Annotated in this window: 16 protein-coding genes; 6 read left to right on the top strand and 10 right to left on the bottom strand. The window is 62.8% G+C overall.

What is annotated here, in order from left to right:
* Positions 1 to 16: 16 nt before the first annotated feature.
* Positions 17 to 1,132: an ABC transporter permease gene (locus HPY83_03015; protein NPV06919.1), complete on the top strand. Its 1,116-nt coding sequence runs from the start codon at positions 17 to 19 to the stop codon at positions 1,130 to 1,132.
* 236 nt (positions 1,133 to 1,368) lie between these two features.
* On the opposite strand, the gene HPY83_03010 is transcribed toward HPY83_03015, so the two are convergent.
* The 8 genes from HPY83_03010 to HPY83_02975 all read right to left on the bottom strand — a co-directional run bounded on the left by HPY83_03010 (position 1,369) and on the right by HPY83_02975 (position 10,587).
* Positions 1,369 to 1,857 carry an isoprenylcysteine carboxylmethyltransferase family protein gene (locus HPY83_03010; GenBank protein NPV06918.1) on the bottom strand — a complete coding sequence of 163 codons (489 nt, stop codon included), beginning with the start codon at positions 1,855 to 1,857 and terminating at the stop codon, positions 1,369 to 1,371.
* A 192-nt stretch (positions 1,858 to 2,049) separates the two neighbouring features.
* A complete protein-coding gene (locus HPY83_03005; protein ID NPV06917.1) occupies positions 2,050 to 2,718 on the bottom strand; it encodes a hypothetical protein in 669 nt (222 codons plus the stop codon).
* 43 nt (positions 2,719 to 2,761) lie between these two features.
* Entirely contained in the window at positions 2,762 to 3,526 is a 765-nt protein-coding gene (locus HPY83_03000; GenBank protein NPV06916.1) for a hypothetical protein, read from the bottom strand.
* A gap of 17 nt (positions 3,527 to 3,543) precedes the next feature.
* Positions 3,544 to 3,768: a hypothetical protein gene (locus tag HPY83_02995; protein ID NPV06915.1), complete on the bottom strand. Its 225-nt coding sequence runs from the start codon at positions 3,766 to 3,768 to the stop codon at positions 3,544 to 3,546.
* A 143-nt stretch (positions 3,769 to 3,911) separates the two neighbouring features.
* Positions 3,912 to 6,668, bottom strand: coding sequence for a helix-turn-helix transcriptional regulator (locus HPY83_02990; protein NPV06914.1), 2,757 nt, complete (start codon positions 6,666 to 6,668; stop codon positions 3,912 to 3,914).
* A gap of 271 nt (positions 6,669 to 6,939) precedes the next feature.
* Positions 6,940 to 7,080: a hypothetical protein gene (locus tag HPY83_02985; protein NPV06913.1), complete on the bottom strand. Its 141-nt coding sequence runs from the start codon at positions 7,078 to 7,080 to the stop codon at positions 6,940 to 6,942.
* A gap of 120 nt (positions 7,081 to 7,200) precedes the next feature.
* The gene (locus HPY83_02980) at positions 7,201 to 8,343 is read right to left on the bottom strand and encodes a response regulator (GenBank protein ID NPV06912.1); all 1,143 of its coding nucleotides are present in this window, start codon (positions 8,341 to 8,343) and stop codon (positions 7,201 to 7,203) included.
* A 36-nt stretch (positions 8,344 to 8,379) separates the two neighbouring features.
* Positions 8,380 to 10,587: a hybrid sensor histidine kinase/response regulator gene (locus tag HPY83_02975; GenBank protein ID NPV06911.1), complete on the bottom strand. Its 2,208-nt coding sequence runs from the start codon at positions 10,585 to 10,587 to the stop codon at positions 8,380 to 8,382.
* Positions 10,588 to 10,825: 238 nt separating this feature from the next.
* Here HPY83_02975 and HPY83_02970 point away from each other — a divergent pair, with 238 nt between their 5' ends.
* From HPY83_02970 to HPY83_02950, 5 genes are all read left to right on the top strand, one after another.
* A complete protein-coding gene (locus HPY83_02970) occupies positions 10,826 to 12,199 on the top strand; it encodes an extracellular solute-binding protein (protein ID NPV06910.1) in 1,374 nt (457 codons plus the stop codon).
* A 91-nt stretch (positions 12,200 to 12,290) separates the two neighbouring features.
* Complete coding sequence (locus HPY83_02965) at positions 12,291 to 13,184, top strand: sugar ABC transporter permease (GenBank protein ID NPV06909.1); 894 nt, start codon at positions 12,291 to 12,293, stop codon at positions 13,182 to 13,184.
* A 105-nt stretch (positions 13,185 to 13,289) separates the two neighbouring features.
* Positions 13,290 to 14,126: a carbohydrate ABC transporter permease gene (locus HPY83_02960; protein NPV06908.1), complete on the top strand. Its 837-nt coding sequence runs from the start codon at positions 13,290 to 13,292 to the stop codon at positions 14,124 to 14,126.
* Positions 14,127 to 14,275: 149 nt separating this feature from the next.
* Positions 14,276 to 16,291, top strand: a complete 2,016-nt coding sequence (locus HPY83_02955) for a hypothetical protein (GenBank protein NPV06907.1) — start codon at positions 14,276 to 14,278, stop codon at positions 16,289 to 16,291.
* Between the two features lie 306 nt (positions 16,292 to 16,597).
* Positions 16,598 to 17,575, top strand: coding sequence for a Gfo/Idh/MocA family oxidoreductase (locus HPY83_02950; GenBank protein NPV06906.1), 978 nt, complete (start codon positions 16,598 to 16,600; stop codon positions 17,573 to 17,575).
* A gap of 289 nt (positions 17,576 to 17,864) precedes the next feature.
* Here the strand turns inward: HPY83_02950 and HPY83_02945 are convergent, their stop codons facing one another.
* Positions 17,865 to 19,382 (bottom strand): YifB family Mg chelatase-like AAA ATPase, encoded by a 1,518-nt coding sequence (locus tag HPY83_02945; GenBank protein ID NPV06905.1) that lies wholly within the window; start codon positions 19,380 to 19,382, stop codon positions 17,865 to 17,867.
* A 6-nt stretch (positions 19,383 to 19,388) separates the two neighbouring features.
* Positions 19,389 to 20,081 carry a hypothetical protein gene (locus HPY83_02940; GenBank protein ID NPV06904.1) on the bottom strand — a complete coding sequence of 231 codons (693 nt, stop codon included), beginning with the start codon at positions 20,079 to 20,081 and terminating at the stop codon, positions 19,389 to 19,391.
* Between the last annotated feature and the right edge of the window lie 193 nt (positions 20,082 to 20,274).

Below are 20,274 nucleotides of genomic sequence, written 5' to 3'. Positions count from 1 at the left end.
GGAGGAGGCAGGTGTCATAGCGCCCCCGGCCCTGGCGGAAGAGGCGGAAGCCTTCTATGTAGCGCCCAGTTGGAAGCTAATCTGGTGGCGCTTCAGGCGCCACCGCCTGGCGCTCCTCAGTGGTCTGGTCCTGCTGGCAGTGGTGGTCGTGGCTGCTGCGCCGGGGTTTTTCGCTACCCAGGACCCCAACCAGGCCATCACTACCGAGCTCTTCATCCCCGTTCAGACGATCCACTTCTTCGAGCAGGGTCGCCTGCGTCCCTTTGTCTACGGGGTGCAGGGCCAGCGCAACCCCAAGACGCTGCGGATGGAATGGCAGATCGACAGAGAGCGTAGGATACCCCTCGCCTTCCTCGTGCGCGGTCATCCCTACGAGGTGCTGGGCCTGTTCGCTTGGGATGTGCATCTCGTGGGCCCCGCGAGCGATCACGCGGACGTGCGCATCCACTTCTTGGGGACGGATCGGCTAGGACGGGATCAGTGGTCCCGCCTGATGTACGCTACTCAGGTTTCGCTCTCCATTGGATTGGTCTCTGTCTTCCTGAGCATCGTGTTGGGCATGGTCTTGGGTGGCGTCTCCGGGTACTTTGGAGGCCTGACCGACCTGATTGTGCAGCGCGTGATCGAGATGCTGCAGTCGCTGCCGCCGGTTCCCATCTGGATGGCTCTGACTGCCGCCATGCCGCGCACGTGGTCGGTAGAGCAGGTGTACTTTGCCATCACCATCATCCTCAGTCTGATCGGGTGGACCACGTTAGGGCGCGAGGTGCGGGGGCGGTTCCTCGCTCTGCGAGAAGAGGACTTCGTCATGGCGGCGCGGCTTTCGGGGTGCAGCTCGGCGCGCATCATCATGCGCCACATCATGCCCGCCATCGCCAGCCACATCATCGCGGCCAGCACCCTAGCCGTGCCAGTGATGATCATCAACGAGACTTTTCTGAGCTTCTTGGGACTAGGCCTGCGGCCCCCAGCCATCAGTTGGGGAGTCCTCCTGCAGGAGGCCCAGAACCTCCAGTCCATCGTGCTGGCGCCATGGCTGCTGATCCCGGGCCTGGCGGTGATCATAACCGTGTTGAGCATGAACATCCTGGGTGACGGCTTGCGGGACGCGGCGGACCCCTACGCACGGTAGGTGGCCTTCCCCTAGAGCCGTGAGGGCCGCGCGGCCCAAGGCGACGCGATCGGACTGCCATCGCCCGCTCCGGTTCAGTCAGGCAGATCGGGGCGAGGTGCCCTGCCTTCTGGCGACCTCGAGGTGCTCTGGGTGGTAGGCGCCACGGTGACGTAGGCCGAGGTAGCGCCGCCGGGCGTAGTGTGAGGCCTCGCTGTCAGTGTTCTGTGCGGGGAGGCGGCAGCGCATAGGCGCCGTCAAGGTCGCCTGAACGGGACCAGCCGGCCGACCCTGGCAGTGTACTGCCGGTACTCGTTGCCGAAGGCCTTCTCCAGTTTCTTCTCCTCGGCGCCGATGAAAACGGTGACACCGACGTACAGGAAGATTGAGACGACGAAGTACACCCACGTGGACGTCAACAGCGCCACGGCCGGGAGGATGAAGAAGGTGGCGCTGGAGTAGATGGGGTTGCGAACGATCCCGTAAGCCCCGGTGGTCACCAGCCTGCCTCCGGAGAAGCCCACCAGCAACTGGCCCACTGCGGCCCCCCAGAGGAGCAGCCCAGGAACAAGCAGCACGTACCCGAGGGGTCTGGTGAAGGAGATGCTCTCGGGCAGTGCCGCGATGTGGGGCAGGTACCTGTGAGCCAGCATGGCCATAGCCAACGACGGCAGAACAAAGAGGATGATCTTGCCGCCCTGCCCGACGATGTTCATCCCGTTCCGGCTTCTGAGTAGATTCACCATGACCTATCTCCTTGCTAGTGGGTTTGCCGAGAGAGTTCTCGCCACCGGACTGCATGTGACTTTCTGCAGTGTCACCTCGCCGCCCCGGCGCACGGCATCCCGCGAGGGCTGGCTGCACCAACCCGCGGCCAGGAGCGTACTACCCCGCACCGGCCGGCCCAGACAGCCGAGCGGCCAGGGCGGGGTCGCGCTCTACCTGGTGGTGACGTTCACGTTGCCCGCGCCGCTGCTGAGGGTGAGCTCGACCCTGTTGGCGGCGGTATCGTAGTCGGATGATTGGTAGGTGTGTTTGTCGGTCTGGCTGAAGCTCGGGTCCACGATCACCTTACCCAGTCCGGTGGTAGCGTGGATGCGTGCTGCGAGGCCGCTTGGGAGGCTGACCAGTACGTTTCCCGCGCCCGTCTTGGCAGAGACGGTGAGGTTGGTGGCGTTGTCGGGCAGGATCACTTCCATGTTGCCTCCGCCGGTATCGGCCGTGACTCTGGTGACAGCCATGCTGGCCAGGTTCAGCCTGACGTTGCCGCCGTTGCTGTGGGCGGTGATATCGGACGAGACTGTGGGATTGAGGTGGATGTTCCACTCGGTGGCCCCGTTGCAGGCTGCCCAAGGCAGGCGGAACCAGGACTGTCCCTGATCCCCTCCCTCCAGTGTTAGCGTAGCCTCGCCGAGAAACGAGACCAGAGTCCGCATGGGCTGCCCTTGCCTTTCCAGGTACTGCAGGGTGCCCCCTGCCAGCAGCGGCTCGCCTCCGGTGAGCCAGTCAATGGTGAGGTTGCCGTCGCCTGCGTCGATGTTGAACCTGGCAGACGTGGCGCCATTGAGAGGCTCCACCAGATCGTAGGTGAGAACGTTTTTCGCCATGGTGGCATCTCCTTGTCATGCCGGACCGATCGGGATCCAGGCCTTAGTTGGTGGTGACGTTCACGTTGCCCGCGCCGCTGCTGAGGGTGAGCTCGACCCTGTTGGCGGCGGTATCGTAGTCGGATGATTGGTAGGTGTGTTTGTCGGTCTGGCTGAAGCTCGGGTCCACGATCACCTTACCCAGTCCGGTGGTAGCGTGGATGCGTGCTGCGAGGCCGCTTGGGAGGCTGACCAGTACGTTTCCCGCGCCCGTCTTGGCAGAGACGGTGAGGTTGGTGGCGTTGTCGGGCAGGATCACTTCCATGTTGCCTCCGCCGGTATCGGCCGTGACTCTGGTGACAGCCATGCTGGCCAGGTTCAGCCTGACGTTGCCGCCGTTGCTGTGGGCGGTGATATCGGACGAGACTGTGGGATTGAGGTGGATGTTCCACTCGGTGGCCCCGTTGCAGGCTGCCCAAGGCAGGCGGAACCAGGACTGTCCCTGATCCCCTCCCTCCAGTGTTAGCGTAGCCTCGCCGAGAAACGAGACCAGAGTCCGCATGGGCTGCCCTTGCCTTTCCAGGTACTGCAGGGTGCCCCCTGCCAGCAGCGGCTCGCCTCCGGTGAGCCAGTCAATGGTGAGGTTGCCGTTGCCTGCGTCGATGTTGAACCTGGCAGACGTCACGCCATTGAGAGGCTCCACCAGATCGTAGGTGAGAACGTCTCCGGTTGCGCTTGCGCAAGAGGCCAGGCCAATTGTGGCGGCAAGCAGTAGGATAAGGCAGATCATCACGGCCATAGTGCGGGAACCGGCGGCTAGACTAGTCATGTCTCCCTCCATGCCTATCATTCGCGCCACTCGGTAGAAGGACCGCCGCAGGTAACGGAGATCAGGGTCAGGTTGAGGTCGCGTATGCGCTCCAGTAGCCCGTGGAGCGCCGCCTGATCCGGGAGTAGGCCGGACAGCCGGGTTGCATTCCCCTCCAGGTGCGTCACTTGCAGGTCGGCGAACCTCACCGACCAGCGCGGATCGAGATGGCCCCTGACTGTGATCTCATACCATTGCGGCACCGTGGCCCTCCTTGCCGATGTACGGCCCTAGTCTCGCGCGCAGCGAGGAAGCCCGCATCTGCCAAAGGGGATATCTGTGGTTTACCCGGAGGGTTTAGGGCGCTGGCGCGTGGCGTCTGGCCACTGCGGCGTGTGTGGGGATCTCAGGGGAGGATGTCGAGCTCTCTGGCGCGGGCCACCGCCTGGGACCGGTTGGCAACGTCCAGCTTGCGGTAGATGCTGGCCGTGTGGGCTTTTACTGTGCCGGGCGCCACGACGAGCTGGCGGGCGATCTCCTTGTTGGTTCTGCCCAGGGCTAGCAGGCGGAGAACCTCCAGCTCGCGCTGGCTCAGTGGCTCGGCCAGGTCGCCGACTGGGGCGTCCTTCGCCGGCGTTGCCGTCACTGCCTGTGGTTCGGCGTCGAACTGGCAAAGCAGACGGACAGCGTAGTCTCGAAGCGAGCCGGGGCTGGCACGGGCTAGCCACTGAGACAGCAGCGTCCGCATGGGTCGGTCCTCGTCCAGGAAGACCCGTACGTAACCGGCGGGCTCGGCCAGAGCGAGACAACCGGTCAATTCCTGAAGGGCAGACTCGGAATCGCCCATGTGCCACATCGCCCGTGTCTTGAGGAGAAGGATCTCGATGACTCGGCCCATCCGTCCTGCTGACCGGGCCGTCTCCTCAAGATCCAGCAGCAGACCGATGGCTGCGTTGGGCCTGCTCTGCGCCATGAGCACCCTGGCCCGGGCAATGTGGGCCACCTCGTGCTCGAACCGAAACGCACCCTCCGTGGCGGAGCGCTCCTCCCACGATGCTGCCCAACGGTAGGCTTGCCGCAGCTCGCCTCGGGCCAGCCACAGCCTGGCCTGGGCGGCCTCGACCGCGCCTCGAGCTTCGGAGAAGATGCCCCTCGCCTGCGCGAGCTGGGCTGCTCTTTCTACGGCTTCTATCGCGTCGCCCCTGCGCGCCAGGGCCAGACTGATCCGAGCCAGAGTGATGTAGGCCAGGACCCAATCGTCTGCCTTGTCCCAGAAGGGAAGCAGGGCCAGGCCTTGCTTCACGTGAGCCAGAGCAGCCACCAGGTCATTCCACTCGCAAAGCACATCTGCCAGGCCGACCTCGATCAGGGCCCTGGCGCCGAGATGCTGGCCCCCCGCCTCAGGGATTGCTTGCGCAGCCATCTGGTAGGTGCCAAGCGACTCGTGCAACCTGCCCTGGACGGCGTGCAGCCTGGCCAGAAGGCAAGCCGCGGCCACGGTGTTGATGACGGCACCGGCCGCAACCCCCAATCGGACCGTGTCCTTTAGCACCGGGGCGGCGTTATCGTAGTCACCAGCCAAGAAGTATTCGTATCCGAGTGTGATGCCGGTGTCCAGTTGCAGGGCCAGATGGCCAGCAGGGACGCCGGCGCGGGCCGCAAGGCAATACTGGATGGCTCGTTGGATATCTCCGCGCATGGCGGTGACGCGGCTTCTTACATAGGCGAGGAGCACCTCCATCGAGTGCGCGTCGGGTGCCGAGATCTCAGAGCGAATGCGCCTCTCAGCCTCTTCCAGCAGCAGATCAGCTTCGTCCAGTTCGCCGAACCAGGAGTGGCTGTATGCTTCATAGATGCATAGCAGGGGGCGGCTGTGCACCAGTTCCCGGTCCAGCTTCCCCGTCCAGGTACGCAACCAGGACTGCTCGCCCTGGCTTACCAGTTCCATGTAGTGCTGCGCTATGAAGCGCTCGACCCTCTCGTCGTCCCAGGCCTTGGAGGCATGACTGATCGCTTCCAGTACCGAGCCATGCTGTCCGTGCCAGTCGGCGGCGCGGACGTGCAGCCGGGCGATGCCCTGGGCGCCGAGAGACTTCTGCAGTTGTGTACGCAGCAGGTCGGCGAACAGATGATGGTAGCGATACCAGATCCGTTCATCATCCAGGGGTACCAGGAACAGCTGCGCCCGCTCCGCGTACTCGAGGACCTGCTGGCAGGCCGAGGAGGTGGGAAGCCCGGCGAATGCTGATAGCCCGTCAGCGACCGCATCGTCCTGCTCTTCAGCTATTAGGACTGCTGCACAAAGTGGCGCGGACAGCTGCTCCAGAATCGAGGTGTGTAGCAGAAAGCGCTGGACCTCGGGCGGCTGGCTGGCCAGCACCTCTTCCAGCAAGTAGTCCATGATGTAGCGGTTGGTGCCTGAGAAGCCCTGAATGAACCCAGAGACGTCCTCGCGATCGCGCATGGACAGTGCTGCCATCTGCAGGCCAGCGATCCACCCTTCCGTGCGTTCTTCCAGTACTGCCACCGATTCCGCGTCCAGGCGGAGGCCCATGACGTCGTTCAGGTGGAGGGTTGCCTCGGACTGGGTAAAGCGTAGATCGGCCGCCCGAAGTTCGAGGGTGTGGCCGCGCACCCGCCAACGCGCCAGCGGAAGCAACGGGTCCGAGCGGGTAGCGATCACCAGATGCAGGGCAGTAGGGCAGTGCTCGAGGAGGAAAGCTACTTGCTCGTGCACGGCCTCGCTGCTGATCGCCTGGTAATCGTCCAGTACGAGAGCGATCTGCCCATCGCAGGCATCCAAGTCATTGATGAGACTGGTGAGCACCGCTTCAGGCGGTGCTTGTCGTGATGCCAAGAGCGGCGCAGCCTGCCGCCCGATTCGGCTGTCGGCCTCCTGCAGAGCAGCAACCAGGTAGCTGAGGAATCGCCCCGGCCGGTTGTCGTCCTTGTCGAGAGACAGCCAGGCTACAGGCATTCCGGAGCCGACAACACACGATGCCACCAGGGTAGTCTTGCCGAAGCCGGCAGGGGCGGTGATGAGAGTGACGGGGCCTTGCAGCCCTTGAGCGATCTGTCGCTGGAGCCGCGGTCGGGCGACGAGCCCCGAGCGGGTGAAGGGCAGGCGGAGCTTAGTGCGGATAAGTGGGTCAGCCTCATTCATGCGGCTGCCTCAGGCCGAATCTGTAGGTGACGCGACCTCGAAGGAAGCATATCACAGGAGCAAGCTACGCGTACAGAGACCGCACCTGGACATCGCACGCAACGGAATGGCATGTGTCTCTCTCGAGAAGGGGAGTGGCAGAGGGATCACGCCCAGTGCAGCATGCGGCGGGACGGCAGGCGCCGATGCAATCGCGCTCGATGCGGTTGGGGGCGGCCATATGTGACTGTCCTCGGCCCACGGGCGGGCGCTGAGCGATAGCGCGACAGACCTACCCCACCGCCCGTTGCCGGTACTGCAGCGCCTCGGCCAGGTGGACGGTGGCGATCGCCTGGCTGCCGGCCAGGTCGGCGATGGTGCGGGCGAGCTTGAGCACCCGATGGTACGCCCTGGCGCCAGGAGGAGGCGCCATGTCTCCGACCGCGAGTCGAGCGATTCGGGAGACCCAACCATGGGCCAGGATACTGCCAAAGACGAGTCGGCCCTTTGGGCTGCAACTGCCGATGTGCAGCCTGCGAGTCTACGGTTCCGCTCATATGCCCACGATGGTGGCCACAGCCTCCAGCAGCTGCTCTCCCGTTACCGGCTTCCTCAGGAGCATCTCTGCCCCCAACACGCTGGCTAGGTGCGGCTCGTTGATCACTGAACAGACTAGAACGGGGACACTCTGCGTGTCGGGGCTGGCCTTCAGCCGCTGCAGCACTGCCCACCCATCCATGCCGCGCATCATTACGTCCAGTATCACCAGACGCACCCGGTTCTCGCGGGCGAGTTCGACGGCTCTCGAGCCGTCTGAGAGCCCGATCACCCGATACCCGTGCCCGCCAAGGTAACGGCCAAAGAGGCGCAGCATGCCGGGGTCGTCCTCCACCACGAGGATGGCGGGAGACTGGAACTTGGGCCAGTGAAGACATATGACCTGCTCGCCAGCGGTAGAGACTTGCAGAGAACCGCCCTGCTGCTCGAGCAACTGCCGGGCCAGGTGCAGTGCCTCTGGATCACTGTCCTCAAGGCGCTGTGGATCCGTTTCGAACCGGACGGTGATGATCTCAGTCTGTGTACCGGTGGTCTGCTCGAGCAGCACTTCTGACCTTGCGGCGCGGAGAGCGTAGGCTAGCACCACGATAAGAGCCTGACGGGACAGGGCCATATCGGCAACAGCTAAGGAATCGCCGCTGCTACCATCCTCGACGACCAGCTTCTTGTCCAGCTTGGTCGCCAGCTTCTCCGCCACCGGAAGCGCCTGGGAACACACCTCTTGCAGGGACAGCCGCTCCAGTCTCAGGCCAACTCTGCTCAAGCTGGCAGCTAGCGCCTCTTCACTGGGCTCGGGCCGCCGGCCCGCGCGGGCGGACAGAGCCACAGCCAGAAGGTGCACTCCAAGGCTAAGGTCTCGGAACAGCTGCCTCTCGGAGATGGCCAGTCGCTTTCGAATGTCAGCGTTTGCCAGGCCGTCGAGGTAGCGATAGGCCAGTGCGCGGCAGGCCCGCTGCTTTCTATCGCCTGTGGATGGCCTTCCCGCCGGCCAGAGGGAGTTGACGGTGTCGATGACCAGACTGCGCAGCTGCTGAGCTCTGAATCCAGGGTCGGGCGAGGGCGACTCGACCAGCATGGGCAACAGGCGGTGCTGGCTCAAGTAGGCGTTGTCGTAGAGCCCGCCGAGGAGCTCCCGCACATCTTCCTCAGTAATCTTCGACTGCTCCTGCAGAGTTCACCTCCCATCACGAGGGTCAAGCGCCAGCGAGCGCTGGGCTGGCTCGGGGTCGCAGAAGTCAGCTGCCGCGGCTTGTCCCAAATACGAAGGCCGAGCCGTCTGCGCCAGGCTCTGCAGGATGCCTATGAATTCCGTCTCGCGAAGGCCAGGCAAGGACTGGATAGCGACACGCCTGACTGCTATCTCGTCTCCATGTTCGCCCAGGCCAGTGAGGACAACCACGGGTATGTTGGCCAGGCTCTCGCTTGCCATAGCCTCCAATAGTGATAGACCATCCCTGCCCGGCATCGCCAGATCTAGAACCAGAGCGTCAGGTCGGAACTGGCGCAGAGCAGAGAGAGCTTCATCGCCATCGTGAGCGGCTAGGACTGAGACATGTGGCCGGGCCTGCGAGAGCATCCGCTGTATGAGCCTCGTCATGCCCTCTTCATCATCCACCGCCAGTAGGGTGCGCACCGGGCCCAGCTCGTCCACGGCTTGCACCAAGGCCCGTTGTGCGATTGGTTTGCGCAGGACTCCCCTGATCTGTGGGTAGGATGAAAGGGGCTTGCCATCCGGCAACTCGCAGAGCAGAAGCGGCAGCCCCGGCCAAGCTGCCAAGCCCTCGAGGGACTCAGCTGCCGGTCGTCCACTGTGTTGCCCGAAAGCGACGACGCATCGGGGGTGCCACTGGGCAATTGCCTCCTTCAGATCAAGCGGGTCGGCAACGTGGTGGATGTTCAGGTCGGATAGAGATCGCTGGAGAGTCTCTGATAGACCTCCCGCATCGCCGAGCACCAACAAGCTGTCCCCGAAGGGATCTGCGGAACCTTGGAGCTTCCACTTCTCAAGGCTGCGCCAGTACGGGCGAAGCGGAAGGCTGAAGTAGAACCGGCTGCCCTGACCGACTTCGCTCTCCACCCAGATGCGGCCGCCATGAAGCTGCACAAATGTCTTGCAGATGGCGAGACCGAGCCCGGAGCCACCATACTCCCGTCCCAGGGAGCCAGTCACCTGGAAGAAAGCGTCAAACACGCGCGTTCTGTCTTCCGCGGGCAGGCCAGGACCGGTGTCGCTTACGCACACCACTATCTCCTGGTAGTTCCCGTCGAACCATGCGCTGACACACACTTCACCTTCGGCGGTGAACCGCGCAGCATTGGTCAGCAGGTTGGTGAGCACCTGTCGAATGCGCGTGGGGTCCACGATGCAGGGGGGGATGGGGTCGGAGAACTCCTCCCTCAGGCGGACGGGCCGCCCGCGGAAGAGCCCTGCCACAGCGGAGGTAGCTTCGCGGATGAGGGTCGTGATATCAGTCTCCTGCGGCATCAAAGCCAGATCGGTCTGCTCTACACGGGACAGGTCCAGCACGTCATCTACCAGCGAGAGCAGGTATCTGGCGCTACGGTAGACCTCGCGGATGTCGCCGCGCAGCTCTGGCGTGAACACGGCCCCTCGGTAGAGCTCCGGCATCTTGTGCATGGCCTCAGTGAACCCGAGAATCAGGTTGAGCGGAGTTCGCAACTCATGGCTGACCACAGCAGCGAACCGCGCTTTGAGCCGCCGAGCCTCTTCGGCCTCGTCCCTGGCTTCAGCAAGCTCATGATTGGTGCGCTCAAGGAGAAGGTAAGCGTTGCGAAGCGAGTCGTTGAGGCGCCGAAGCTCACCACGGCGCTCCAGTAGCTCGCGAGAAAGGTCAGCGGCAGCCTCTTCTCTGATCAGGGCATCATGAATGAGAGCATAGAAGGAGTCGCTTGACAGGTACACTGCAAAGAGGACCAGCCAGACGGACGTGAGCATTGGACCGGGAGCATCAGGCAGAGACGAGACAGCCAGGGTGGCCAGCACCCCCAGGCGGCGGCTGCCCAGAAGGCCGATGACGCAGACGGCCCCGGGAGCCAGGTAGTAGCGCATAGGGTCTTGCCAGATGAAGAGACACGCCACGAGTCCGCTCGCCATCACTGCCGGGGCAATGGCGTGGTACCTCCTCAGAGCCAGTACCATAGCGGTGGCAGCGGTCAGCACCAGAGGTGGAGCCACCATGCCCAGAGGCGGCAGGACTGACCCTGACAATCCGGCCGGGAAAGTGGCGGCCTGGAACAGCCATACGTAGGCCAAGATAGCACAGGCCAGTGCCACGAGCAGCAGGGATCGCCAGCGAAGCTCCTGGACGTGTTCGTCGCCCTCGTAACCCTCAAGCAGTACAGTGGAGACGGACTTGAGCATCGAGCCTCCGATGGGTAGGTTGCCCCTGCCCAGTATCTCTCAGGTTGTTCCACGCCTCCAGCGAGCGCATGGCAGCGTCTTGGCAGCGAGCCTGGCAGCCGATCGGCGGAGAAGGGTTGAAGCGGGCTACGGAGTGCAGTACACAGTACGAGTATGGTACCACACGCGACCTGGAGGTGGAAGCTGACAAGCTAGTGGACGGGTATCGCTCTCCATTCGCCTACAGGAGGCTGAAGAGATGGGCAGGATCACTCGTAGAGCTCTGCTAAAGGACTCCGGGCTACTTGGCGTGGCCATCGCCTCAAGTGGCGTACTGGCAGCATGTGCGCCGACGCCCTCAGCCGCTCCGGTCGCGCCGGAGGCTGTTGCCGCCACGGAAGTGGCGGCCCCGGCGCCGTCGGACGAGAAGTTCGACCTACTGGGCCAGATCGCTGTCAACCCGGACTATCAGCCGTACATTGACGAGGTGCTAATACCGGCCTGGAAGGAGAAGTATCCTAACGGAAACATAGAGATCACCCCGTTGCCTTCCGGAAGCCTTCAGGAGGTGCTGCTGACCTCGAAGGCAGCCAACGCCCTTCCGGACATCTTCACTATGTGGGCGCAGATGAGCCCAATCGCTGCTGAGAATCAGCTTTCCCTGCCCCTCAACGAGAGACTTGCGGAGTGGGAGGAAGCGGAGGACTTCTTCGATTTCTGCACCTACTACTGCGAATGGCAGGGCGAGATGTGGGGCCTGCCCAACGTGCTTGCCCCTCGTGACTACTGCTATCGGCGGGACCTGACTGAAGAAGCGGGTGTCACGATTCCGGACGACTGGACTTTCGATGACTATCTGGCTGCTGTGCCGGAGCTCACCATTGTTGAGGACGGCAAGCTAGTTCGGATGGGATCTACTGCAGACAACTACGCTCTTGAGTACTACCTTGTGCTCTATAGCGCCAAGGGCGCGCTACTCAAAGGGGGCAAGGCCGCCTTCAACAGCGAGGCCGGGCTTTGGGCCCTCAACTTTATCAAAGAGCGTAACTGGGCTGCCGCGCCCACAGGCGCAGCACCACTGGCAGAGTCGCCCATCAACTACTTTGCCACCGGGCAAGTGGTGATTGCCTGGTACGTGTCCTCGTACTACTGGCGCGAGTTGGTCAAGTACGCGCCGGAGAAAGAGGAGTACTGGGTGCTGCCTCTACCGCCGCTGAAGGAGCGGCGTGTGGTTACAGCCTACATCAACCAGGTGGCCCTTGCCCCCAACTCCAAGTATCCCGAAGCGGCTTGGGACTTCCTGAAGCTACACCTTTCCCTAGATAGTCTGGTGGCATATGCCGAGAGCAGGGGCCAGCTACCACCACGCAAGTCAGCCGTGGACCAAAGTGACTACATGCGCCTCCGTGGCACCGCCGCGACCTTCAAAGGCATCGCGACCTACGGTGCCCCTCAGGGTAAGTGGCCCATACACTCACAGATGGGAGATACCATCGCCACCATGCTTGAATCCGTCAGCCTCGGTGTGAAGTCGCCTGAGCAGGCGCTGGCCGATGCCGAGGCCGAGGTCAACAAAGCGATGGAACCCTATCCCGATTGGCCTGATACCGGGCTCGACATCGAAGGGACATAGCAGACTCACTCCAACTGGTCCACTCTGGTCCGACAGGGGATCCTCTGAGGATCCACTGTCGGACCGCTGACCGCCTGTAGAAGGACTTGACATGCGCCAACAGCGTCTCTGGGGATTCCTTATGGTCTCCCCGTGGGTTATTGGCTTTCTTGCATTCACGCTTGGTCCCATGGTTGCGTCTATCTACTTCAGTTTCACGGACTATAATGTGCTCAAACCGCCCTCGTTTGTCGGGCTGCGGAACTTCGTGGAGCTGTTCACGGACGACTATCGTCACACTATCGCGATCTATAATACGGTGTATTATTCGGTCTTTCAGGTCCCTCTCTCCCTCGCCCTTGCGCTGGCGGTGGCGGTGCTGCTCAATCAGGGAATGCCGGGCGAGAATCTCTTCCGCACTGTCTACTACTTGCCTTCGGTGGTGTCTGGCGTAGCTCTTTCGATGCTGTGGCTTTGGCTGTTCGATCCCAGCCTGGGTCTAGTCAACCTCTTCCTCGAACGAGTGGGGATCAGGGGCCCTCTCTGGCTTCAGCACCCGAATTGGTCCAAACCGGCCCTCATCCTGATGAGCTTCTGGGGGATCGGGAGGGCGATGGTCATATTCTTGGCGGCACTCCAGGGTGTCCCCGCCGAGCTATACGATGCATCAATGGTGGATGGGGCAGCCTGGCTGCAGAAGATTCGTCATGTCACCTTGCCGTTGATCACGCCGACAATCTTCTTCAACCTGGTAATGGGTATCATCGGCAGCTTTCAAGTCTTCACCAATGCTTACATCATGACTAGGGGTGGACCGGCAAACTCGACCCTCTTCTACGTGCTCTACCTCTACTACAATGCTTTCCAATACCTGCGGATGGGCTATGCCTCGGCCATGGCTTGGGTTCTGTTCCTGGTCGTGCTCTTCTTCACGTTTGTGGTCTTCCGGTCTTCCGGCCGGTGGGTGTACTACGAGTCTCCCGCTCCTCTCACGGGTCGGGCCTGATGGGCAACGATCGCGGCACTGCTGCTGGTCATCCGAGGTAGGGAAATGACGGTCGAGATTCAGCCCGTCCATGTGCAGAGCTCGACGGTCTGGCGACGGCGCGTTGTGATTAGGCGCACGTTGGTGGTGGGTCGGGCGCTGATCCTGTATGCCCTGATGGTCGCTGTAGGCGTGACTTTCCTCTTTCCTTTCCTGTGGATGCTGTCAACATCACTCAAGACAGACGCCCAGGTCTTCACCAACCCGCCTATTTGGATACCCAACCCGGTGGAGTTTGGGAACTACGTAGACGCGCTCGTGATGGTGCCCACTGCCAGGTATTTCGTGAACACGCTTATCATCACCGTTGTGCCGATGTGCGCCGTGGTTATCTCTTCGGCGATCGTGGCCTTTGCTTTCGCCAGACTCGAATGGCCGGGCAGAAACGTCCTGTTCGCGGTTCTGCTATCCACCATGATGCTGCCCGGGCAGGTGACCATGATCCCGCTGTTCGTGCTGTTCCACAGGATGGGATGGACCAACACCTTCAAGCCCCTGGTTGTACCTTCGTTCTTCGCAAGCGCCTTCTATGTCTTCCTGCTACGGCAGTTCTTCATGGGAATCCCCAAGGAGTTCGACGAAGCGGCTACAATGGATGGGGCGACTCCGCCCCTGATCTGGTGGCGGATCATAATGCCACTGGCGGGGCCGGCTCTGGCCGCCGTCGCTGTGTTCTCCTTTGTCGGCAACTGGAACTCCTTCATGGAGCCGCTCATCTACTTGCGGACCGCGAAGAAGTGGCCCCTGGCTCTGGGTCTGGTCGCCTTCCGCGATGAGTACTATACACAGTGGCAGCATCTCATGGCGTACTCGGTCATTGTCATGTTGCCTTGCCTCATCGTGTTCTTCTTCTCCCAGCGCTATTTCATCCAGGGCATCACTCTCTCAGGACTCAAGGGCTGATGGCGTGTTGCTGACGGCGGCCCCCCAACCAGGGCCAGCCCTGCTAACCGTTGTGCGTCCTCCCGACCTGTCACTGAAGCTAGATGGGTGGTTTCGTGCCGGCTCGAGCGTCTGCCAGGTCTCTCGTCGCTGCAATTGAGGAGGCAGTGGTGAACAACATTCGCGAATGCCTGTGTCGAGAGGCAAGGCGCATTTCGGACGCCTCGGTTAGGGAAATGCCGGAAACGGCCGAGGAATGGTACGCCCAGCGTCCGCGTCGTTGGCAGCAGTACATGGAGATGATGGGAATGCCATCTGTTCCCTCGAAGGAAGAGCGCCCTCCGCTTAATGTGCGGACTGTCCGGCTTCTGGACCGCTCTTCGGCCGGCTACCGCATCGAGGTTCTGTGCTTTGAGTCGATTCCCGGGCTGTACGTGACGGCGAATCTCTATCTCCCTGTCTCGGGCAAGAGTCCTTATCCGGCAGTGATCTACCTGAACGGCCACTCGTACACGCAAAAGACCGCCAGCCAATACCACTGCCAGCATCTAGCCAAGCTGGGTTTCGTCACATTAGTCCTCGATACAATCGAGTACTGGGAGATGTTTGGCACCCACCACGGGCCCTACAGCCATGGGCAGTACCAGTGGCTTAGCCGCGGCTATACGCCGGCTGGCGTAGAGATGTGGAATGCGGTGCGGGGGGTTGATCTCCTTCAGAGCCGCTCTGAAGTGGACCCCGACCGCATCGGTGCCATGGGGAACTCAGGAGGGGGAGCTATCACCTGGTTCCTGGGGGCCGCAGATGAGCGAGTTGGGGCCGTCGCTCCCAACTGCGGGACGGCCACACTCTCCACGCAGATTATCGACCGCACCGTTGATGATCACTGCGACTGCATGTTATGGATCAACACGTATCGGTGGGATCTGCCCGACATCGGTGCTCTGATTGCTCCTAGAGCCTTACTCATCTCGGTGGCTGAGGGAGACTACCTGTACTCGACCGACTCCATGAAGGAGTGCTTCCAGCGGATCAGGGCGGTGTATGAGTTGCTCGGCAGAGAAGACCGGGTGGCGCTCATCGAGACACCAGGACCGCATGGCTACCATGAGGTATCGCGTAAGGCCACCTACGCGTGGTTCATGAGGCACTTGCGGGGAGAAGACGTAGACCCTCACCTGGTGCCCGATCTCGTGGAGGATCCGCTGTTGCTCGAGAAGCACGAGGACCTGCTTGTCTTCCCGGATAGGGTACTGCCGCCCAATGAACGCACGACTACGGCTCATGACATCTTCGTCCCTCGCGCGTCAGCTCCTGCTATAGAGTCACCCTCCGATCTGGTCGCGCATCGGGAAGCGCTTCTACAAAACCTCAGACCCAGGACGTTTGGCCATTTCCCTGATCCGCCTTGCCACCTTGAGGTAACGACGGATTTCGAGTGGGAAACCGCTTCACACCGCTTCGCCAGGTTAGGCTTCACCCCGGAGGAGGGCTGGCGGCTGCCCGCGATACTGGCTGCTCCGAAGGAGGGGGCTGCTGGGGAGCATAGGCTCCTAGTGCATCTCGTGGGATCTCGGGATTCGATCTCCAGGGATACCCGGCCCTACTTGCGCCATCTGGTACCGGCTGGCCTGTCGGATCTCGGAGCTGACTGGAGTTGGCTCGCGGTAGCGGTCCGCGGGGTGGACGAGACGTCATGGGGCGATGGCCTGGCGTGGCACGTGAGGCGCGCAAGCGCTGCCATTGGGCGCACTGTCGCGTCGATGCGTGTCTATGACGCGCTCAGGGCCCTGGAAATGGCGCGTTCGCTTGACAGCGTCCGCGCGGATCGCATCGCGATCTCCGGGGCTGGGGACATGTCCGTGGTGGCCCTCTACACGGCATTGCTGGATGGAACCCTTAGCGCCGTGGTTCTGGCCGATCCTCCCGCCACCCAAGACGCACCTGGCCATCCCAATGGTATTGGTGACTGCACCGAGATGCTGAGCGTGTTGCGGTACACGGACCTGCCCTACGTGGCGGGCCTTCTGTGGCCAACGAGGATCGTCTTCCTGGAGCCCTATGAATTCCACAGGGTCAACACCGCTAGGCCAACGTCGTATCTGTGGACCGAGGATCTGTACGCACGGCTTGGCCCCCCGGGGGCGGTCAGCCACATCCAGGAATGGTCAGCGCTGCGCATCTAGATGCCGTCGATGCACACGGGACGTCTCTGTCCGTGGCTGTTCATGATGCTTGCCGGCGCTATGTGGTGGGTTGCCAGGGCCGTGTTCGCTGCCATGTGTGGTTCGGTGCTTCCGGGCGTAGCCTGCTAAGATGGGCGGCGGCCATCGCCGAGGGGCCCATGCTGAGAGCCTCTCTCGGAAGATCCGGTTGGCTAGATCCTGCCCTCGGGCATGGGGCTCCAGCAGTGACGTTGGCGCACCACGCCCAGGTCCTACCGCGCGGCAGTTGGGCCAGGTGGGCAATCACGATCATTGGCGAGGTTTCTCATGGTCAAAGTGGGGATCATAGGCTCCGGCCGGATGGCCAACGACGTTCACTGTCCCAGCCTGGTAGCTTCAGGCAGGGCGTCGCTGGAAGCCGTATGTGACCTGGACCGAGCCCGAGCACAGGCGGCAGCGGACCGCTTTGGCATCCGGCAGATGTACACGAACTACCACGATCTTCTTGAGCGATCTGGGGTCGAGGCCGTATACGTGGTTGTCTCGCCTCTGGAGGTAGCCTCGATAGTGCTGGACTGTCTAGCTGCAGGGAAGCATGTGTTCCTGGAGAAGCCGCCTGGGGCCAATCTTGCCGAGACCCGAGCGCTGGCAGCGGCGGCCGAAAGGGCGGGCTGCCTCTCAATGGTGGGCTTCAACCGGCGGCACTGCCCAGTGCTCGTCAGGGCAAGGGATCTAGTAGAGGAGCGCGGCCCTACAAATGTCTGTCTGGCTGAGTTTCACAAGAACCTTCGCACGCCGCACTATGGCATGAGCACGCTCGTCTCCGACGTGATTCACTCTGTGGACTGGCTGCACTGGTCCGGTGGCAGCTTCAGTAGAGTGTCCAGCGTGGTTCGGTCGTTCGACTCCACATGGCAGAATAGCTTCCACGCCCTCATCGAGTTTGAGAACGCAGGAGTGGGCATCCTGACCGCCAACCGCTCCTCCGGTGCCCGCTATGAGCGTTTCGAGCTCCATGGTCGCCGGATCTCAGCTTACGTGCGGGCACCTGAGGTGGTCGAGATTTGGCTGGATGACGCACGACAGCCGATGGTCTACACCGATCGGGACCTGACTGGAGGCACCGACACGCGTGTCACCTACGGCTTTCAGGCGGAGACAGAGCATTTCCTTCGCTGCATAGAGAGTGGACAGCAGCCGGATTCCAGTCTGCAGCGCGTGGTCGGCACGATGGAGCTGGTCTGGCAGATCGGGCAGTACCAAGAGGAGTGGCGCGATCCCACGTTGGAGGGGACAGACTCATGAAGGCCGCCGCAAATGGTTAGGCCTGCTTCCTTGTGAGGGCACCCCGCAGAGCGCTGCATAGACCGCTCGGCCTCTGATTGGACTCCTGGTAGACTGCAGGCGTGTGGCGAATCACACTTGCTGCAGAGCAGTGTCGGGCCCCCGGAGCAGCTGTGGCGCGACGCCGCGTTGAGCACCGCCAAGCGGGCTCCAATGGATATGATGCCGGCTCTGCCCCGTGAAGCCGGGGAGTGGCGGAGGGTGAACCACGGTGCCTCATCCGTCTTCAGCTTGCATACTGCTGCAGCTCTCAGGCTCCGCCTCTCTGTCGGTACTGCAGCGCCTCGGCCAGGTGGACGGTGGCGATCGCCTGGCTGCCGGCCAGGTCGGCGATGGTGCGGGCGAGCTTGAGCACCCGATGGTACGCCCTGGCGCTCAGGCGCAATTGCTGCATGGCCGCCCGCATGAGCGAAGAGCACTCCCGGTCCAAGGGGCAGAACTGGCGCACCTCGGCCGGGCCCATCTCGGAGTTGGTGATGAGGGGGGTGCCGGCGAAACGCTCCCGCTGTCGGGCTCGGGCCGCCTCCACCCGCTCCCGGATGGCGCTGGAGGGCTCTCCTCTCTGGTGGCCGGAGAGCTTGTCGTATTCGACGTGAGGGACCTCCACGTGGAGGTCGAAGCGGTCCAGGAGAGGGCCGGAGAGACGCTGCTGGTAGCGGGCGATGGCGCCGGAGGAGCAGGTGCACTCGTGATAGGGGTCGCCCCGGTAGCCACAGGGGCACGGGTTCATGGCCCCGATGAGGATGAAGTTGCAGGGGAAGGTGATGGCCCCACGGGCGCGGGAAATGGTGACGTGGTGATCTTCCAAGGGCTGACGCAGGGTCTCGAGGCTGCGGTGGTCGTACTCGGGCAGCTCGTCCAGGAAGAGCACACCTCGATGAGCCAGGCTGATCTCCCCGGGCCGGGGTACGCTCCCACCTCCCACCAGCCCGGCGTGGCTGATGGTGTGGTGAGGGGAGCGGAACGGGCGCTGCCGCACCAGGGGCTCTCCCTCGGGGAGCAGGCCGGCCACGCTGTAGATGCGGGTGACGTCCAGGGCCTCATCCAGCGTCAATCGCGGCAGGATGCCGGGAACGGAGCGGGCCAGCAAGGTCTTGCCGGCTCCGGGAGGCCCGCTCATTAACACATTGTGACCTCCGGCGGCGGCTACCTCTAGAGCACGCTTGGCGTGCTCCTGGCCGGCAATCTCGGCCATGTCAGTCAGGCCGGGCTGCTCTACGTCCAGGTCCGGCCTGGCCACAGTAGGCTTTAGGCGTAACTCTCCCTGTAGGTGCCCGAGCAAGCTCATCAGGTCGGGAAGTCCGTAGACCTCGAGCCCGTCCGCCAGGGCAGCCTCGGGCGCGTCCACCTCGGGCACGAACAGGCGCTTGTAGCCCCGGGCGCGGGCGACGGTAGCCATGGGCAGAATGCCGTTCACGTGCCGCAGGCTACCGTCCAGAGACAACTCGCCGATGAACATAGCATCCGAGATATCGGCCAGCAGTTGCTGAGAGCCCAGCAGCAGGGCCACGGCGATGGGCAGATCGTACGAAGGGCCCTCCTTGCGTAGGTCCGCCGGGGCCAGGTTGAGAAGCACCCGCCCTCGGGGCATGCGCAGGCCGCTGTTGAGGAGGGCGGAGCGGACCCGCTCCCGCGCCTCCTGCACGGCGGCGTCGGGCAGGCCCACGATGTTGAGGCTGGGCAGACCCCTCAGGGAAGCGTCTATTTCCACTTCGATGACTTCGCCTTCGAGACCGACGAGAGCGCAGGAAGCCACCTTGGCCAGCATGGAACGCTACCTCCGGCGTTTGGGCAGTGAGGCAAGCAGGGGGACGCCAAGTTCGCTGAAATCGCGGACATCGCGCACGGAGTCGTCGGCGTAGTCCAGGACGAAGGCGAGGGCAACCGCCGCCGCCAAAGCCAGGGCCAGGCGCAAGGGCAGGTCCAGCCGCTCTCGCAGCGAGGGCGGTACGGGTCCCACTGAAGGCGGGTCAATGACGTGGACGGCTGCATTATCACTGCCTAACTGAGCCAGGAACTCGCGATTGCGCTGGCGGAGGACCTCCGCTGCCGCCTCGGCCACCGCCTGCACCCGCGCCGGGTCTGTACCGCTCACACCCAAGGTGAGAATGCGGTGCTGCTTGACGGGCACGGTGGCGCCGGAGATCTCGCCCGGGCCGACAGCGATGCCCCTAGCAGCGAGCTGCTCGGACACGGCGGCGGCGAAATCAGCGCTGCGTACCACCTCGGAAAGATCGTCCACCAGGTACTCGGAGGCAAGCCAGGTGTAGTAGCGGTCGTACGTGTAGTACTCGCCGTTGCCGTCCTCGGGGACCACGCCCACCGTGAGGCGCACCGAGGCAGAGTAGACCGTCTGCGGCGGGCGCAAAGCCCGGAGTGCCAGAGTGATGGCGGCCGTGGCGCCCACCATCATTAGGATGAGCCAAGCATAGCGCCGCAATATGCGCCAGTATTCGCGTAGTTCCATCGTCACCTACTCAAGCAAAGACGCCACAGAGGCACGGGACCCAGAGATAGGAAACAGGCCACAGGTTACAGGGAATCAGGACGTATGCCAAGCTGACTCCAAGGAGGCAGAATCTACTTCCTAGACCCTTCTCCGTGCCTCTGTGCCTCTGTAGCGGCCCTCTCCACGAACTGGCACAATCGCTGCTGGAAGA

Source organism: Anaerolineae bacterium (assembly GCA_013178015.1).
Classification (GTDB): Bacteria; Chloroflexota; Anaerolineae; order DRVO01; family DRVO01; genus Ch71.
Note: the sequence above shows the minus strand (reverse complement) of the source record. Positions and strands in the feature narration are given on the sequence as shown.

Excerpts from the sequence above, each read along its gene's own strand:
- HPY83_03010 (NPV06918.1), bottom strand. The coding sequence starts at position 1,857 with ATGGTGAATCTACTCAGAAGCCGGAACGGGATGAACATCGTCGGGCAG.
- HPY83_03005 (NPV06917.1), bottom strand. The coding sequence starts at position 2,718 with ATGGCGAAAAACGTTCTCACCTACGATCTGGTGGAGCCTCTCAATGGC.
- HPY83_03000 (NPV06916.1), bottom strand. The coding sequence starts at position 3,526 with ATGACTAGTCTAGCCGCCGGTTCCCGCACTATGGCCGTGATGATCTGC.
- HPY83_02990 (NPV06914.1), bottom strand. The coding sequence starts at position 6,668 with ATGAATGAGGCTGACCCACTTATCCGCACTAAGCTCCGCCTGCCCTTC.
- HPY83_02985 (NPV06913.1), bottom strand. The coding sequence starts at position 7,080 with ATGGCGCCTCCTCCTGGCGCCAGGGCGTACCATCGGGTGCTCAAGCTC.
- HPY83_02975 (NPV06911.1), bottom strand. The coding sequence starts at position 10,587 with ATGCTCAAGTCCGTCTCCACTGTACTGCTTGAGGGTTACGAGGGCGAC.
- HPY83_02970 (NPV06910.1), top strand. The coding sequence starts at position 10,826 with ATGGGCAGGATCACTCGTAGAGCTCTGCTAAAGGACTCCGGGCTACTT.
- HPY83_02965 (NPV06909.1), top strand. The coding sequence starts at position 12,291 with ATGCGCCAACAGCGTCTCTGGGGATTCCTTATGGTCTCCCCGTGGGTT.
- HPY83_02950 (NPV06906.1), top strand. The coding sequence starts at position 16,598 with ATGGTCAAAGTGGGGATCATAGGCTCCGGCCGGATGGCCAACGACGTT.
- HPY83_02945 (NPV06905.1), bottom strand. The coding sequence starts at position 19,382 with ATGCTGGCCAAGGTGGCTTCCTGCGCTCTCGTCGGTCTCGAAGGCGAA.
- HPY83_02940 (NPV06904.1), bottom strand. The coding sequence starts at position 20,081 with ATGGAACTACGCGAATACTGGCGCATATTGCGGCGCTATGCTTGGCTC.